16 protein-coding genes are annotated in these 14,068 nt (G+C 70.0%); 2 read left to right on the top strand and 14 right to left on the bottom strand.

From position 1 onward, the window contains the following. The 4 genes from AC5Y4Z_RS16365 to fadD5 form a co-directional block, all read right to left on the bottom strand. The coding region (locus AC5Y4Z_RS16365) for an MlaD family protein (RefSeq protein ID WP_499965497.1) at nt 1-343 on the bottom strand (343 nt) is incomplete at its 3' end. Nucleotides 344-348: 5 nt separating this feature from the next. Further along, complete coding sequence (locus AC5Y4Z_RS16360) at nt 349-1,218, bottom strand: MlaE family ABC transporter permease (protein WP_499965496.1); 870 nt, start codon at nt 1,216-1,218, stop codon at nt 349-351. A gap of 1 nt (nt 1,219) precedes the next feature. Next, on the bottom strand, nt 1,220-1,936 hold the full coding sequence (locus AC5Y4Z_RS16355) for an MlaE family ABC transporter permease (RefSeq protein WP_499965519.1): 717 nt from the start codon (nt 1,934-1,936) through the stop codon (nt 1,220-1,222). 374 nt (nt 1,937-2,310) lie between these two features. Then, on the bottom strand, nt 2,311-3,969 hold the full coding sequence (gene fadD5 / locus AC5Y4Z_RS16350) for a fatty-acid--CoA ligase FadD5 (protein WP_499965495.1): 1,659 nt from the start codon (nt 3,967-3,969) through the stop codon (nt 2,311-2,313). 139 nt (nt 3,970-4,108) lie between these two features. On the opposite strand from fadD5, the gene AC5Y4Z_RS16345 reads away from it, so the two are divergent. Continuing rightward, nucleotides 4,109-4,801 (top strand): GntR family transcriptional regulator, encoded by a 693-nt coding sequence (locus AC5Y4Z_RS16345; RefSeq protein ID WP_499965494.1) that lies wholly within the window; start codon nt 4,109-4,111, stop codon nt 4,799-4,801. Here the strand turns inward: AC5Y4Z_RS16345 and AC5Y4Z_RS16340 are convergent. Then, nucleotides 4,798-5,238 (bottom strand): SRPBCC family protein, encoded by a 441-nt coding sequence (locus tag AC5Y4Z_RS16340; protein WP_499965493.1) that lies wholly within the window; start codon nt 5,236-5,238, stop codon nt 4,798-4,800. The two genes, AC5Y4Z_RS16345 and AC5Y4Z_RS16340, sit on opposite strands and share 4 nt — an antisense overlap. Before the next feature lie 38 nt (nt 5,239-5,276). Next, a complete protein-coding gene (locus AC5Y4Z_RS16335; protein ID WP_499965492.1) occupies nt 5,277-5,738 on the bottom strand; it encodes an acyl-CoA thioesterase in 462 nt (153 codons plus the stop codon). 14 nt (nt 5,739-5,752) lie between these two features. Between AC5Y4Z_RS16335 and AC5Y4Z_RS16330 the strand changes: the two genes are divergently transcribed. After that, the gene (locus AC5Y4Z_RS16330; RefSeq protein ID WP_499965491.1) at nt 5,753-6,859 is read left to right on the top strand and encodes an alcohol dehydrogenase catalytic domain-containing protein; all 1,107 of its coding nucleotides are present in this window, start codon (nt 5,753-5,755) and stop codon (nt 6,857-6,859) included. Nucleotides 6,860-6,939: 80 nt separating this feature from the next. Here the strand turns inward: AC5Y4Z_RS16330 and AC5Y4Z_RS16325 are convergent, their stop codons facing one another. From AC5Y4Z_RS16325 to AC5Y4Z_RS16290, 8 genes are read right to left on the bottom strand one after another with little or no spacing between them, the layout of a single operon-like run. Next, nucleotides 6,940-7,857 carry an alpha/beta hydrolase gene (locus tag AC5Y4Z_RS16325; protein ID WP_499965490.1) on the bottom strand — a complete coding sequence of 306 codons (918 nt, stop codon included), beginning with the start codon at nt 7,855-7,857 and terminating at the stop codon, nt 6,940-6,942. Further along, nucleotides 7,854-9,323 (bottom strand): flavin-containing monooxygenase, encoded by a 1,470-nt coding sequence (locus AC5Y4Z_RS16320; protein ID WP_499965489.1) that lies wholly within the window; start codon nt 9,321-9,323, stop codon nt 7,854-7,856. Before AC5Y4Z_RS16320 ends, AC5Y4Z_RS16325 begins: the two co-directional genes overlap by 4 nt. Beyond that, entirely contained in the window at nt 9,305-10,033 is a 729-nt protein-coding gene (locus tag AC5Y4Z_RS16315) for an SDR family NAD(P)-dependent oxidoreductase (RefSeq protein ID WP_499965488.1), read from the bottom strand. Before AC5Y4Z_RS16315 ends, AC5Y4Z_RS16320 begins: the two co-directional genes overlap by 19 nt. Continuing rightward, nucleotides 10,030-10,425, bottom strand: a complete 396-nt coding sequence (locus tag AC5Y4Z_RS16310) for a nuclear transport factor 2 family protein (protein WP_499965487.1) — start codon at nt 10,423-10,425, stop codon at nt 10,030-10,032. Before AC5Y4Z_RS16310 ends, AC5Y4Z_RS16315 begins: the two co-directional genes overlap by 4 nt. Then, the gene (locus tag AC5Y4Z_RS16305) at nt 10,422-11,177 is read right to left on the bottom strand and encodes an HpcH/HpaI aldolase family protein (RefSeq protein WP_499965486.1); all 756 of its coding nucleotides are present in this window, start codon (nt 11,175-11,177) and stop codon (nt 10,422-10,424) included. The genes AC5Y4Z_RS16310 and AC5Y4Z_RS16305 overlap by 4 nt, the downstream gene beginning before the upstream one ends. Next, entirely contained in the window at nt 11,174-12,142 is a 969-nt protein-coding gene (locus AC5Y4Z_RS16300) for a zinc-binding dehydrogenase (RefSeq protein ID WP_499965485.1), read from the bottom strand. The genes AC5Y4Z_RS16305 and AC5Y4Z_RS16300 overlap by 4 nt, the downstream gene beginning before the upstream one ends. Before the next feature lies 1 nt (nt 12,143). Further along, nucleotides 12,144-13,355 carry a cytochrome P450 gene (locus AC5Y4Z_RS16295; protein ID WP_499965484.1) on the bottom strand — a complete coding sequence of 404 codons (1,212 nt, stop codon included), beginning with the start codon at nt 13,353-13,355 and terminating at the stop codon, nt 12,144-12,146. A gap of 8 nt (nt 13,356-13,363) precedes the next feature. After that, on the bottom strand, nt 13,364-14,068 hold the full coding sequence (locus AC5Y4Z_RS16290) for an NIPSNAP family protein (RefSeq protein ID WP_499965483.1): 705 nt from the start codon (nt 14,066-14,068) through the stop codon (nt 13,364-13,366).

Below are 14,068 nucleotides of genomic sequence, written 5' to 3'. Positions count from 1 at the left end.
TCGGGATCAGCTTCAGATACCGCGGGTACACGTCCAGGCTGAACTTGGCCGCCGGCTTGCCGTCATGAATGACCTTGGCGCACACCGGGTCCGAGCGATCGCACTCCGAAATATGGGCCACCCGGCCGATCTCCACCCCGTTATAGGTCACCTTCGACCCCGGATCCATCACCAACCCGGCACGGGAAGCCACCATCGTCAACGCAGTCTTCGGCGTGAAGTTGCCGCGGAACTGCCAGAACACGCAGAAGAAGACCAGCGCCGCGACCACCAGCGTCGCGATCCCGGCCCACTTGTACGGCGGTTTTCGGGGGGCGTTGAACTTCGCGGCGGGAGACGTCATGGCAGCTACACCGTTAGCGCGAAGTTCGGGTTGACACCGTAGAGCGCCAACGCGGCGGACAGAACGACGACCTGCACCGACACCAGCGAGAAGCGCATCGAGCGGCCGACGGCCTCGCCGACGCCGACGGGCCCGCCGCCGGCGTTGTACCCGTAGAAGCAGTGGGTGATCATGACGACGGCCGTGATGAGGATGGCTTCCACGAAGGACCAGAACACGTCTTCGGGGCGCAGGAACGTCCGGAAGTAGTGCTCGTAGGTGCCGTTGGACTGCCCGTAGATCACCGTCGTGGTGATCTGCGGGGACAGGAACGTCATGATGATCGCCATGGAGTAGATCGGGATGATCACCACCAGCCCGGCCATGATCCGTGTGGTCGCCAGGAACGAAATCGACTTGATGCCCATCACTTCCAGGGCGTCGACCTCTTCGCTGATCCGCATGGCCCCGAGCTCGGCGGTGGCTCCCGCGCCGACGGTCGCCGCCATCGCGATGCCGGTGACGACCGGGGCGGCGATGCGCACGTTGATCAGCGCGGCGAAGAAGCCGGTGAACGCCTCGACGCCGATGTTGCCCAGGGAGGCGAAGCCCTGGATGGCGACCAGCGAACTACCGGACAGCGTCACGAAGCCGACGATCGCCACGGTGCCGCCGATGACGGCCATGGCGCCGGTGCCCATGCCGATCTGGGCGATCAGCCGCAGGGTCTCCTTGCGGTAGTTGGCCAGCGCGTGCGGGATGTGCCCGAGGGCCACCACCCCGAACCACGCCATCTGCCCGACGTCGTCGAGCGCGCGCCCCGCCGCGCCGCCGTACTTATTGAGGTTCTCGGCCGCCCGCGGGAAGCGGGAGCGCAGCACGGTACCGGTCGACATGTCAGCGCCCCGTCCCGAACCGGACACCGATGGTGGTCAGCACCACGTTGACCGCATACAGCGCGACCACGCACAGCACCACGGTCTCGTTGACGGCGGTGCCCAGGCCCTTCGAGCCGCCGCGCACGGTCAGCCCGCGGTAGCAGCCGACCAGGCCGGCAATGAGGCCGAAGATCGCGGCCTTGACGGTGGCGATGACCACCTCGGGCAGGCCGGTGATGGTGGTCAGGGTCGCCAAATACGCGCCGCCCGACACGTTCTGCAGGTACACGCCGAACAGGTAGCCGCCCACCAGGCCCACGGTGATCACCAGCCCGTTGAGCAGCGTGGCGACCAGCGTCGCGGCGATCACCCGGGGCACCACCAGCCGGTGGATCGGGTCGATGCCGAGCACCTCCATCGCGTCGATCTCCTCGCGGATGGTGCGCGCGCCCAGGTCCGCGCAGATCGCCGTCGACCCGGCGCCGGCGACCACCAGCACGGTGGTCAGCGGGCCCAGCTGGGTGACCGCGCCAATGGCGGCGCCCGCGCCGGACAGGTCGGCCGCGCCGAACTGGGCCAGCAGCACGTTGAGGGTGAAGATCAGGAGAACGGTCAGCGGGATCGAGACCATGATGGTCGGCAGGAACGCCACCCGCATGATGAACCAGCACTGCAGGATGAACTCGCGGTACTGGAAAGGCCAGCGGAACAGCGCTTTACCGGTCAGCACACACATCCGGAAGAACCCGCCGACGAGGGTCAGCGGCGTGTCCAGCTGGTCGCGCAGGTAGCCGATCAGGTGTGGACGATCCGTCGACGTCGACGTCACCGCGACCCCCTCGCGCCGGCGCCACGTGCCACCTGACGCCGCGGCCGAACGTGTCGCACGCCTCGCTCCCCCTCGCTGCTCCGCGGCTGGGGGTACCCCCACCTCGCTGTCCCGCGGCCGGGGGTGCCCCCACCTAGCCACGTCCCTACGTGTGTGACCATCGGCTCCCTACTCGCAAGTAGTAACGGAGACCACAGGAATGTACCCGATGGCCGTGAGCCTGTGAACCGCATCCACACAATTAACCCTTCGTCAACAGCGGGCAAACGTTACAGTTTCGGTCAACCTTCCTCTCGGGCCGTTGAATCCGTTGCGGCAGAGTCGCTTTCGGTAGCAACCGCGGACCCGTAGCGCACCCGCAGCTCAGTTTTGAGCACCTTGCCGGCGGGGTTGCGGGGCAGCGCGTCGACGATCTCGAGCGCCTTCGGATGCTTGTAGCGCGCCAGCCGCTCGGTGAGGTACTCGTCCAGATCATCGAGCCGCAGCGCCTCGCCCGCGACGGCGGCCACCGCGATCGGCACCTCGCCCCACTTGTCGTGGGCGCGGCCGATGACGGCGACCTCGACGATCTGGGGGTGGCCGGCGAGGACGTTCTCGACCTCGGCGCAGTAGATGTTCTCGCCGCCGGAGATGATCATGTCCTTCTTGCGGTCGACGACCCAGACGTAGCCGTCGGAGTCCATGCGGACGAGGTCGCCGGAATGGAACCAGCCGCCCGCGAAGGCTTCCGCCGTGGCTTGCGGGTTGTTCCAGTAGCCGCTCATCAACGTCGGTGCGCGGTAGACGATCTCGCCCACCTCGCCGACGGGGACGTCGTTCATGTTCTCGTCGACGACGCGGGCGGCGACGGTGGGAATCACCTTCCCGACCGAGCCGCGCTTACGGATCGCGTCGTCGCCGAGCAGCATGCAGGTGACCGGCGACATCTCGGTCTGGCCGAACGCCGCCAGGATCTGGGTGCCGGGGAAGGTTGCCGACATCTCGCGCAGCAACGCGTCCGGCGCCGGGGCCGCGCCCCACGACATGACCCGCAGCCGCAAGTCGCGGGGCCGCGCCTGCTGCTCGGCGCACACCGCCTGCCACTGCGCGGGGACCAGGAAGATGCCGGTGACCTTCTCGGCCGCCAGCACGTCGAGCAGCTGGCCGGGCTCGAAGGCGCCCAGCGGATAGATCACCGTGGGGATGCCCAGCAGCATGCCCGGCAGCAGGTTGCCGATGCCGGCGATGTGGAAGAACGGCACCCCGATGAATCCGACGTCACTATTTATATCGGCGCCGTTGGTGTACAGCCCGGTCATCGTCTGGCCGGTCAGGTTGGTGTGGGTCAGCACCGCGCCCTTGGGCCGGCCGGTGGTGCCCGACGTGTACATGATCAGCGCCGGCGAGTCGTTCGGGATGTCTGTGATGTTCCTGAGCCCAGGCTCAGCGCCGGGCTCGTTAATGAGGTCTTCGTAGCCGAGCACGTTGTCGTCGCTCGACCCCCCGGCGACCACGATCGTGTCGAGCAGCGGCTGGATGTCGCGCACTCCCGTGGCCACCGGGGCGAGCACCGCTTCGGTGACCAGCACGCGCGCCTCGCAGTCCTCGACCAGGAAGACGATTTCGGCCGAGGTGAGGCGGAAGTTCAGGGGGACCGCGATGGCCCCGAGGGAGTTGACGGCCAGCACCGCCTCGACGAATTCGGGGCGGTTGAGCATCAGGATCATGACCCGGTCGCCGAAGCCGACTCCGCGGCGACTCAGCGCGTCGGCCAGCGCCACCACCCGGCCGCGCAGGCCGCCCCAGGTGATCGTGTTGCCCAGGAACCGCAGCGCCGGCGCGTCCGGCTGCATCAGCGCGTGCCGCTCGAGTTGGGTCACCCAGTTCTGCCGGCGGGCCAGGTAGGGCTGCTCGGTGGGCGACGGAACCTGGGCCAGCTGGCTGGCCAATTGGGCGGTCACCTAGTTGCCTCCCCTTCACCTCGCGCACCGCTTGCGCCAGGTTGATATTTGATAAAACATGGTGTTGTGTGGGTCACATTATGGCTTTAGTGCCGCAAAGACAAGCCCCAGCCAGACGGCGAAACCCCTGGAAGCCCGCGTGAACGCACCGACATCTACGCAGCACAGGGCCCGGCGGCCAGTCCGTCGGGCGCAGCTGTCCGATGAGGTCGCGGGCCACCTGCGCGCGGCGATCATGTCCGGGTCCTTGCGGCCGGGGACGTTCATCCGCCTGGACGAGACCGCCGCCGAGCTCGGGGTCAGCGTCACGCCGGTGCGCGAGGCGCTGCTGAAGCTGCGCGGCGAGGGCATGGTGCAGCTGGAACCGCACCGCGGTCACGTCGTGCTGCCGCTGACCCGCCAGGACATCGAGGACATCTTTTGGCTGCAGGCCTCGATCGCCAGGGAGCTGGCGGCCGCGGCCACCGATCACATCACCGACGCCGAGATCGACGAGCTGGAGCGCATCAACGATTCGCTGGCGGCGGCCGTCGGGTCCAGCGATGCCGAGGCCATCGCGGGCATCGAGTTCGGGTTCCACCGCGTCTTCAACCAGGCCAGCGGGCGGATCAAGTTGGCGTGGTTCCTGCTGAACGCGGCGCGCTACATGCCGGTGCTGGTGTACGCCGCCGACCCGCACTGGGGAGCGGCCGCCGTCGACAACCACCGGCAGCTGATCGCCGCGCTGCGCCGGCGCGACGCCGCCGCGGTGATCGAGCACACGGTATGGCAGTTCACCGACGCGGCGGCGCGGCTGACCGAGATGCGCGACCGGACGGGAATCTTCGACTAGCCGGCGCCCAGTTGCTCGGCGCGCTGCTTGAGGTTGTCGGCGAGGTGGTCGAGGACGTTGTTGAGGAGCTGCTTCACCATCGGCGCGGGCACCGGCATCGTGGTCTCGACGTCCATGTCGACCGTCAGCAGGGTCGACGCGCCGGTCTCCACCGCGGAGAACAGCTGCTCCTGCTTGGAGAACAGGTCGCCCTGCTGCAGGACGGTCTGAATCTGGTTTTCCCCCGGGTAGTACACCGCCTGGATGAAGGTGCCCTGCAGGCCGTTGATGTCGGTGTCGAGCCGCACCTGGCTGGGACGCCCGTCGTCGTAGCGGGCCAGGATCCACAGGCCCTTGATCCCCTCGTTCCACTCCGGGTAGCGCTCGAAATCGGCGACGATGCCCATGATCGCCGCGGCGCTGGCGCTGACCTCGACGGTCTTGCTCAAAACTGGCATTGGCGAAGCATAGCGGGGTGCGCGAAAGCGCCCGGCGCCTATGCCATCTCGCCCACGCACGCCGTCGCCAGCAGCGACCGGATGGCATCGGGGATGGGCACCGGCTTGCGGCTGGCCCGGTCGACGTAGACGTGCACCCAGTGCCCCAGCGCGGTGACGGGCTGGGCGCCGGTGGCGTCCCGGAAGACGCCGAGCCGGTAGGTGACGCTGCTGCGTCCCAGCCGGGTGACCGCCAGACCCACCACGAGGCCCTCGGGGAAGTGCAGCTCGGAGAAGTAGCGGCAGCCCGACTCGGCGACGATGCCCAGCGCGGGCGTGCTCAGCGGGTCGAGCCCGGTGCCGGTGTTGATCCAGGCGTTGATCGCGGTGTCGAACAGCTGGTAGTAGACGGCGTTGTTGAGGTGGCCGAACATGTCGTTGTCGGCCCACCGGGTGCCCACCGGCCACAGCACGGGGAAGTCGTCGCTGGTGAAGCTCTGGGGTTCGGCGGCTGGGGGCATGGTTGTATTCCAGCATGATTGAGATCCGGGGCGCCGTGCTGGAGCGGATCGGTGCGCCCCGGCCCTACGCGGATTCCGCGCCGATCAGCGTGGCCGGCCTCGCCCTCGACGAGCCCGGGCCCGGCGAGGTCTTGGTGCGCATCGAGGCGGCCGGCGTGTGCCACTCCGACCTGTCGGTCGTCGACGGCAACCGGGTGCGCCCGGTGCCGATGTTGCTCGGTCACGAGGCGGCCGGGATCGTCGAGCGCATCGGCGACGGGATCGGGGACCTGTCCGTCGGCCAGCGGGTGGTGCTGGTGTTCCTGCCGCGGTGCGGGCACTGCGCGGCCTGCGCGACCGAGGGCCTGACGCCGTGCGAACCGGGCAGCGCGGCCAACGCCGCAGGGACGTTGCTGGGCGGCGCGATCCGGCTGGGCCGCGCCGGCGGGCCGGTGTATCACCACCTGGGGGTGTCGGGGTTTGCGACGCACGCGGTCGTCAACCGGGCTAGCGCCGTCCCGGTGCCGCCCGACGTGCCGCCCGAGGTCGCCGCGCTGCTGGGGTGCGCGGTGCTGACTGGGGGCGGCGCGGTGCTCAACGTCGGCGATCCCCGCCCGGGCCAGACGGTGGCCGTCGTCGGCATGGGGGGTGTGGGCATGGCCGCGATGATCACCGCGCTCACCTACGACGACGTCCGCGTCGTCGCCGTCGACCAGTTGCCCGAGAAGCTCGCGGCCGCACGGCAATTGGGCGCGCACGAGGCCTACACACCGCAGCAGGCGACCGAGGCCGGCGTGAAGGCCGCGGTGGTGGTCGAGGCCGTCGGGCATCCCGCCGCGCTGGAGACCGCGATCGGGCTGACCGCGCCGGGCGGTCGCACCGTCACCGTCGGGTTACCCCCGCCCACGGCCCGGATCAGCTTGTCCCCGTTGGGTTTTGTCGCCGAGGGCCGGTCGTTGATCGGCAGCTACCTGGGTTCGTCGGTGCCCAGCCGCGACATCCCGCGGTTCGTGTCGCTGTGGCAGGCGGGCCGGCTGCCGGTGGAGTCGCTGGTGTCCTCGACGATCCGACTGGACGACATCAACGCGGCGATGGATCGTCTGGCCGACGGCACCGCCGTCCGGCAGCTCATCAGGTTGTAGATTGCATTCCCTTGCGCCGAAACTGCGCTCAGAGCGCCTTCCAGCGAGCGCATCGCGATCTGTGTGCAGTTTCGGCGCCATTAGCGCAACGCGCTGGACAGCGCGCGTCCCTGCAGTTCGAACAGGCGCTGGGAGCCCGGCCAGTCCGGCAGCAGCGAGTCGAACCCGTGACAGGCGCGCGGGAACACGTGCAGCTCGGCCGAGACCCCGGCGCGCAGCAGCGCCACCGCGTAGTCGATCGCCTCGTCGCGGAAGGGATCGACCTCCGCGCAGGTGATCAACGCCGGTGGCAGGCCGCGCAATTCGGCCCGGAGCGCCGGGACGGCGGACGCGGGCCGATCGGGGCGCAGGTAGTGGCGCCACATGTGCGCCGCGGCCTCGCTGTCGAAGGCCGGGCTGGTGCAGAACTCGGCCTTGGACGCGGTCTCCCGATCGTCCAGCACCGGCTGGTGCAGCAGCTGGAACGCGACCGCCGGCAGCGTCCCGTCGGCGGCTCCGTGCGCCAGGCACGCCGCCAGCGCGGCGCCCGCGCTGCTGCCCCCGACCGCGAGCCGCGCGGGGTCGACGCCCAGGTCGGTCGCGTTGTCCGCCACCCAGCGCAGCACCGCGATCGCGTCGTCGAGGGCGGCCGGATACGGATGCTCCGGCGCCAGCCGGTAGTCGACCGACACCACCGTGCACCCGCCGCGCCGCGCGAGTTCCACGCACTGCCGGTGATCGGTGTCCAGGTTGCCCAGCGCGAAGCCGCCGGCGTGGCAGTAGACGAGCGCCGGCGCCGGATTCGCCTGCGCGCCACGGTAGATGCGCACCGCGACGTCGCCCGCGGTGTCGTCGTCGATCCGCACGCCGTGCCCGTCCGCCTGTGCGGCCGACTCGCGGCGGCGCAGGTTGAACGGCTCGCGCATGAGGCGGATCGCGTCGGGCGAGAAGTCGGTGCGCGTCGTGGCCACCGCGCGCAGGGCGGGATCCAGGCGGTCCCAGCCGTCAAGTTCCGTCATCGGGATGGGGCCTCGAAACTGTAGTCCGCGGCCCTGAACCTGCGCGTCATCCCCCAGAAGCTACGGGCGCTGCGCGGCCACTGCGTCACCACCCGCCCGTTGGCGGCGCGAAAGTAATTGCTGCACTGGGTGGTCCACACGGTGCCGACCATCCACCGGTCGACGTCGGCGACGAACTTCGCCAGCGCGGCGGGCCGCACCGCGACGTACGTCGTGCCCCGGCGCCGCATGTGCTTGAGCGCGCGCACGATGTAGCGCGCCTGGGCCTCGAGCATGAAGATCACGCTGTTGGACCCGACGTTGGTGTTCGGCCCGTAGAGCATGAAGAAGTTCGGGAACCCGGGGACGGCCATGCCGAGATACGCGTGCGCCCCGTCGCGCCACGCCTCGCGCAGGGTCATCCCTCCCTCCCCGCACACGTCGAGCTGGCCGAGGTAGTCGGCGGCGGCGTAGCCGGTGGCGCACACCACGACGTCGACCTCGCGTTCGGTGCCGTCCTCGGTGACCAGGCTGCGCGCGCGCAGGCAGCGCGCCGGGCTGCCCAGCACCTCGACGTTCGGCCGGGTCAACGCGGGCAGATAATCCGAGGAGAACACCAGTCGCTTGCAACCCATCGGGTGGTCGGGGGTGAGCTTGCGGCGCAATTCCTGGTCGGCGACGCTCTTTTCGAGCATCGCCAGGGCGACCTCTGTGAACTCGTCGGTCTTGTCGCTGCCGTGCTCGATCACCGAGATGTTGGCCTCGCTGCGCAACCACAGCCGGGTGCGGTACAGCTTCTTGGCGAACGGGACGTGGGCGAAGACCCAGCGCTCCCATTGCGTGTAGTGCCGGTCGGGCTTGGGCAGGATCCACGTCGGCGACCGCTGCACCGAATACACCGTGCCCGCCACCTTCGCGAGTTCCGGGATGAGCTGTGAGGCCGTCGACCCGGTGCCCAGCACCGCGACCCGCGCGCCGTCGAGGGCAACGGAGTGATCCCAGCGCGAGGAGTGCATCACCGTGCCGGTGAACGGCTCCTCTTCCACCAGATCCGGGAACAGCGGGCGGGTGAACAAACCGACGGCGGACACCACGATCTCGAAGCGGTGCCGCTCGCCGTCGGTGGTGGTCAGACACCATTGCTGGGTGTTTTGGTCCCAACGGGCGGAGCGGATTTCGGTGCGCAGCCGCAGGTGCGGGCGCAGGCCGTACTTGTCGGCGCAGCGCTCGAAGTACCGCAGGATCTCGGGCTGCGCGGACCACAGCCGCGACCAGTTCGCGTTCAGGTCGAACGAGTAGGAGTACAGGTGCGACTTCACGTCGCACGCCAGCCCCGGATAGGTGTTGATCCGCCAGGTGCCGCCGACGTCGTCTTCGCGGTCGAAGATGGTGAAGTCGCGAAACCCGGCCCGCGAAAGCAGGATTCCCAGGGCCAGGCCGCCCGGCCCGGCACCGATGATGCCGATATTCATCGGATCTGCAGGCATTGCCCGCCGTCGACGACCAGCTCCGCGCCGGTGACGAAGGACGCCTCGTCGGAGACCAGAAACGCGACGGCGTCGGCGATCTCGGCGGGTTGGCCGATCCGCCCGAAGGCCGACGACGCGGCGAGCCGCAGCTGGGTGGCGTCGTCGAGCATCGGGGTGGCGACGGGCCCGGGGAGCACCGCGTTGACCCGGATGCCGAGCGGGGCCAGTTCGGCGGCAACGGTTTGGCTCAGGCCCCGCAGCGCCCACTTCGACGACCCGTAGGCGCTGTGGTGTGGGAAGGGCCGGACCGCGCCGGTGCTGCAGATGTTGACGATGGCGCCACCCTGCGCCGCGCGCAGCTGCTCGAGGGCCGCCTGGATACCGAGGAAGGCCCCGAAACAGTTGACCCGCCAGGCGGTTTCAAAGCCGTCGGCTGTCTCGTCGGACAGGGCTGCCCGGTGCAGCACGCCGGCGCCGTTGACGAGCGCGGTCAGTGCCCCGAACCGCTCGACGACGGCGCGGACGGCGGCCTCCCACTGGTCCTGGGAGGTGACGTCGAGCGGGATGCCGATCACCTCGTCGTCGCCCAGCCCGTCGACCTCGGCGGCAAGCTCCTCGGCGCGCCGGTCGCAGGCGGCCACCGAATGGCCCAGCGCGCGTAGCCGTTTGGCGATGGCCCAGCCCTGCCCGCCGGCGGCGCCGGTCACCAGCGCGACCCGGCGTCTCACGATGACGGCACCTCCGGGCTGTCGCACAGGCCGCGGCTGGTGACGAATTGGCAGCGCCGCCGCCGGAAGCGCCACTGCCCGTCCACACGGGCCAGTACGTCGTCGTACAGGGCGGGCCGCAGGTGCAGGTCCCCGGCCCGGACGAACAGCACCTGCGACCGGGCCGTCGCCGCGTCGCCGCGCACGTCGATGCGCGAGACGCCGGTCAGGTGCAGCCCCCGCGGCGCGTCGCGGAACATCTGACCGATGCCGTCGGGGCCGGCGAAAGTCCGCCCGTAGACCAGGAATTCCCCGTCGGCGGCGAACAGCGCCACGCACGCCGCGACGTCCCCGCTGTCGAGGGCCAGCGCGTAGTCGGCGATGAGCCGGCGGATGGCTTCTTCGTCGGTCATTGCCCGGTCGCCTCCCGCAGATGCTCGGCCGCGCCCCGGCGCAGCGCCTGCGATTCGGCGGCCAGGGTGATCATCCGCAGCCCGAGTTTCGCCATGGCGTGGCCGGTCTTGCCGTCTCCGGCGTGAATGCCGGTGACCAGCCCCGCGTCCGTGGCGGCCCGCTGGATGGCGACGATGGCGTCCAGCGCCTCCGGATGTTTGGTCGCGCCAACCGCATCCACGCCCATCGACAGGGCCAGATCGGCGGGCCCGACGTAGAGCCCGGTGAGCCCTTCGACCGCGCAGATCTCGCTGAGGCCCGACAGCGCCGCCGCGGTCTCGATCATCGCGAAGACGCTCACCCGGGATTCCAGTGCGGCGGTGTCGTGGCCCAGGCCGGCGCGCAGCGGGCCGAAGCTGCGGACGCCGGCGGGCTGGTGGCGGGTGGCGGCCACCGCGGCGGCGGCCTGGTCGGCCGACTCGATCATCGCGATGACGACTGCGTCGGCGCCGGCGTCCAGCACCCGCCCGATCGGTGCCGCGTCGGCGTTGGGCAGGCGCACCACGGTGCCGAGGGGCAGGTGCTCGATGCGCCGCAGCGCGCGGGCGATGCCGGCGTCGTCGAGGTAGCCGTGCTGGGCGTCGAAGCCCACGTAATCGTAACCGGCCCTGGCGAATTCCTCGGGCCCCAGCCAGCTCGGCCCGGTGATCCAGCCCCCCCAGATCGGGGCGGTCCGGCCCAGCGCCCGCTGCAGGTTACTTTCCACCGTCACCCCGCGATCGCGATCTTCACGCGCCCGGGATCGGGGCGGCAGGCCAGGTCGAAGGCGGCCTGGACGTCGTCGATGCCGAACGTGTGGGTGAGGTAGGTGCCCAGCAGGCCGGGGTGCTCGTCGGCGAACTTGCCGGCGAGGTCCAGGACGCGCCGGCGGTCCAGCGTCACACCGGATTTCAGTGTCAGGTTGTTACGCAGCATGTGGCGCATGCTGATCGGGTAGGCCTCGTCGTCGGCGACCCCGAAATAGAAGACCGTGCCGCCGGGGGCGGCGGCTTCGATGGCGTGCCCCAACGTGGCCACCTGGTGCCCGACGGCCTCGATGACGACGTCGGCGCGGTCGCCGGGGGCCAGCCGGCTCACCCACCGGTCGCTGGTGGCGCGCACGCGATCGTCGACCCCGAATGCCGTTGCGTGGCTGGCGCGGTCGACGGGATCGACGCCGGTGACACGCCGGGCGCCGGCCGCCTTGGCGACATAGGAGAACAGCAGGCCGATCGAGCCCTGGCCGATGATCGCGACGTGGCGGCCGGACAGGTCCGGCAATTGCTCACACGCGTAAAGAACGCAGGCCAGCGGTTGCAGGCCGATCGCCTGCGCCGGGGTCAGCGCCGGGTCGTACGGCGCCAGCATGTTGCCGTCGCTGACGACGCGCTCCATCAGGCCGTCGAACCCGGATGCCCAGCCCACCACGCGGTCGCCGGCGCGGTGTTCGGGGTGGCGGCTGGCGATCACCTCCCCGGCGACCTCGTGGATCGGGAACCCGTCCTTTTCGGCGGCGCTGGCGCCGTCGTCCCCGGGCAGCCGGCCGCGGCTGCCACGGAAGGCCGGCAGGTCACTGCCGCACACGCCGGCGGCCGAAAACCGCAGCAGGACTTGGCCTTCGGCCAACCGCTCGGGGGTGTGGTCGGGGATCGACGTCCGCTCGAACTGGTAGGGGGCGATGATCCGGTAGGACCACACGTCAGACCTCCACCGGGATCTTGTTCCAGCCCCACTGGAAGCTGGACGGCAGCCGGGTGGCGGAGTCGCCGCGGATCGCGAAGTCGGGCACCCGGCGCAGCCATTCGGTCAGCAGCACGTCGATTTCCAGCCGGGCCAGGTGGTAGCCGATGCAGAAGTGCTGGCCGCGGCCGAAGGCCAGCGAGCGGCGGATGGGGCGGTTCCAGACGAACTCGTCGGGGTTGTCGTACTCCCGCTCGTCGCGGGCGGCCGACGCCAGCAGGGTGATGATGCGCTGGCCGGGCCGGATCGTTTCGTCGTGAATTGTGAAGGGCTTGCGCGCCGTTCGGGCGAACCACTGTGCCGGCGCGCAGAAGCGGGTCATCTCCTCGCGCGCGATCGGAACGTTGCCATCGGGGTCGGCGCACACCGCGGCCATCTGGTCGGGCCGCTGGCTGAGCTCCCACAGCCCGTGGGCGACGATCTTGGGCACCGTCTCGGTCCCGCCGATGAAAATGCAGAGCATCTGGGTGGCGATCTCGACGTCGTCGAGCGCGCTGCCGTCGGGCAGGCGGTATCCGAGCAGGCCGTCGACAACGGGCAGCGCACTCCCCGACCCGTCGGCCCGGCGGCGCTGCACCGAGGGCACCAGGTATTCGAAGTAGTTGGGCCGGGCCTCGGCGGTGTCCACGCCCACACCCGGCTCGGCGAGGCTGCCGGCGTTCACCGCGGCCAGCACCTGCGGCGCGAGATCGGTTGGGATGCCCAGCAAGTCGCAGACGACCGAGGCGACGACGATGCCGCCGTAGTCCTGGGTGAGGTCGAAGGCGCCCTGCGGCAGCAGCAGGTCGAGCCGTTCGTTGGCCAGTTCGCGGATTCGGCCCTCCAGCCCGGCGACGGACCTGGGGCGCAGCGGCTGCGAATGCGCGCGGCGGATCGCGCCGTACAACTCGGCGTCGAACACGGCGTGAAACGGCAGCGGGTGCAGCGGCGGGTCGTCGACGGGCCCGGTGTTGTGCTCGGCCAGCACCGACGCGGCGGGCAGCGTGCCCTCCGAGGCGACGAAGGTTCCGTCGTTGACCTCCAGCACGCGCCAGATGTCGTCGAAGCGCGACAGCGCGAAGGTGTCCCACTGCGGCATGTAGTACACCGGGTGGTCGTCGCGCAGGATTCGATAGTACGGCAACGGGTTTGCCATGACGTCCGCGTCGAACGGGTCATACCGAAAGTTCACGCCGAAGCTCACTGCAGTGGCGACGGCGGTAGGGCCTGCAGGATCGAGTCCTCCCATCCGTCGCGCAGGGCGGGGGCCACGCTCATCCAGGTGACGATCTCGGCGGGTGGGCTCTCCTTCCACGACGGGTAGTAGTTGGCGAAGCACTCCCAGCCGCCCTCCAGCGCCCAGTAGTGGATGACCTCGTTGTAGCGGAAGGTCGTGGTGAAGGATCCCAGCCAGTGCTTGCCGGTGCGCTCCGACCACGGGACGTAGAGCCGCTCCAGCTCGCGGATGTAGTCGTCTTGGCGACCGGGCTTGGTTTGCATGATCTCCTGGATCACCAGCGGCGCAGCGAATTTGGACTCCCGCAGCTGGGCCAGCGTCTTGTTGCTGGGACCCGGGTACATGATGCGGCCCTCGCCCGAGGCGCCGCTGTCGGCCAGATACGCCGACCACTTGCCGGCCGCGGCCTCGTGGCTGCCACCGCGGGCCTGCGCGGCCCCGATCCTGGCGTAGTCGGCGAACCCGTCGATCTCCCAGATGATCGTCACCTGTGGCCAGTGGCCGTTGTAGGGGGTGGTTTCCCAGATCGCGAACAGCCGCGCGCCGAGCTGCTCCATCATCGGCTGGTAGGTGCCGGCGAACGTCGCGGTGAAGTCGTCGCTTCGCGCGGAGCCCAGCGAGATCGTCTCGTGCAGGTAGAGCAGTGTGTGGCCGTAATACTTCTTCAT

Source organism: Mycobacterium sp. NGS63, assembly GCF_059812295.1.
The sequence above is the reverse complement of the archived record's forward strand: the minus strand, read 5'-3'. Positions and strand labels throughout refer to the sequence as shown.

Bases quoted from the DNA above. Each gene is read 5' to 3' on its own strand.
- AC5Y4Z_RS16360 (WP_499965496.1), bottom strand. From the start codon at position 1,218: ATGTCGACCGGTACCGTGCTGCGCTCCCGCTTCCCGCGGGCGGCCGAG.
- AC5Y4Z_RS16355 (WP_499965519.1), bottom strand. From the start codon at position 1,936: ATGTGTGTGCTGACCGGTAAAGCGCTGTTCCGCTGGCCTTTCCAGTAC.
- AC5Y4Z_RS16340 (WP_499965493.1), bottom strand. From the start codon at position 5,238: ATGCCAGTTTTGAGCAAGACCGTCGAGGTCAGCGCCAGCGCCGCGGCG.
- AC5Y4Z_RS16335 (WP_499965492.1), bottom strand. From the start codon at position 5,738: ATGCCCCCAGCCGCCGAACCCCAGAGCTTCACCAGCGACGACTTCCCC.
- AC5Y4Z_RS16330 (WP_499965491.1), top strand. From the start codon at position 5,753: ATGATTGAGATCCGGGGCGCCGTGCTGGAGCGGATCGGTGCGCCCCGG.
- AC5Y4Z_RS16325 (WP_499965490.1), bottom strand. From the start codon at position 7,857: ATGACGGAACTTGACGGCTGGGACCGCCTGGATCCCGCCCTGCGCGCG.
- AC5Y4Z_RS16320 (WP_499965489.1), bottom strand. From the start codon at position 9,323: ATGCCTGCAGATCCGATGAATATCGGCATCATCGGTGCCGGGCCGGGC.
- AC5Y4Z_RS16310 (WP_499965487.1), bottom strand. From the start codon at position 10,425: ATGACCGACGAAGAAGCCATCCGCCGGCTCATCGCCGACTACGCGCTG.
- AC5Y4Z_RS16290 (WP_499965483.1), bottom strand. From the start codon at position 14,068: ATGAAGAAGTATTACGGCCACACACTGCTCTACCTGCACGAGACGATC.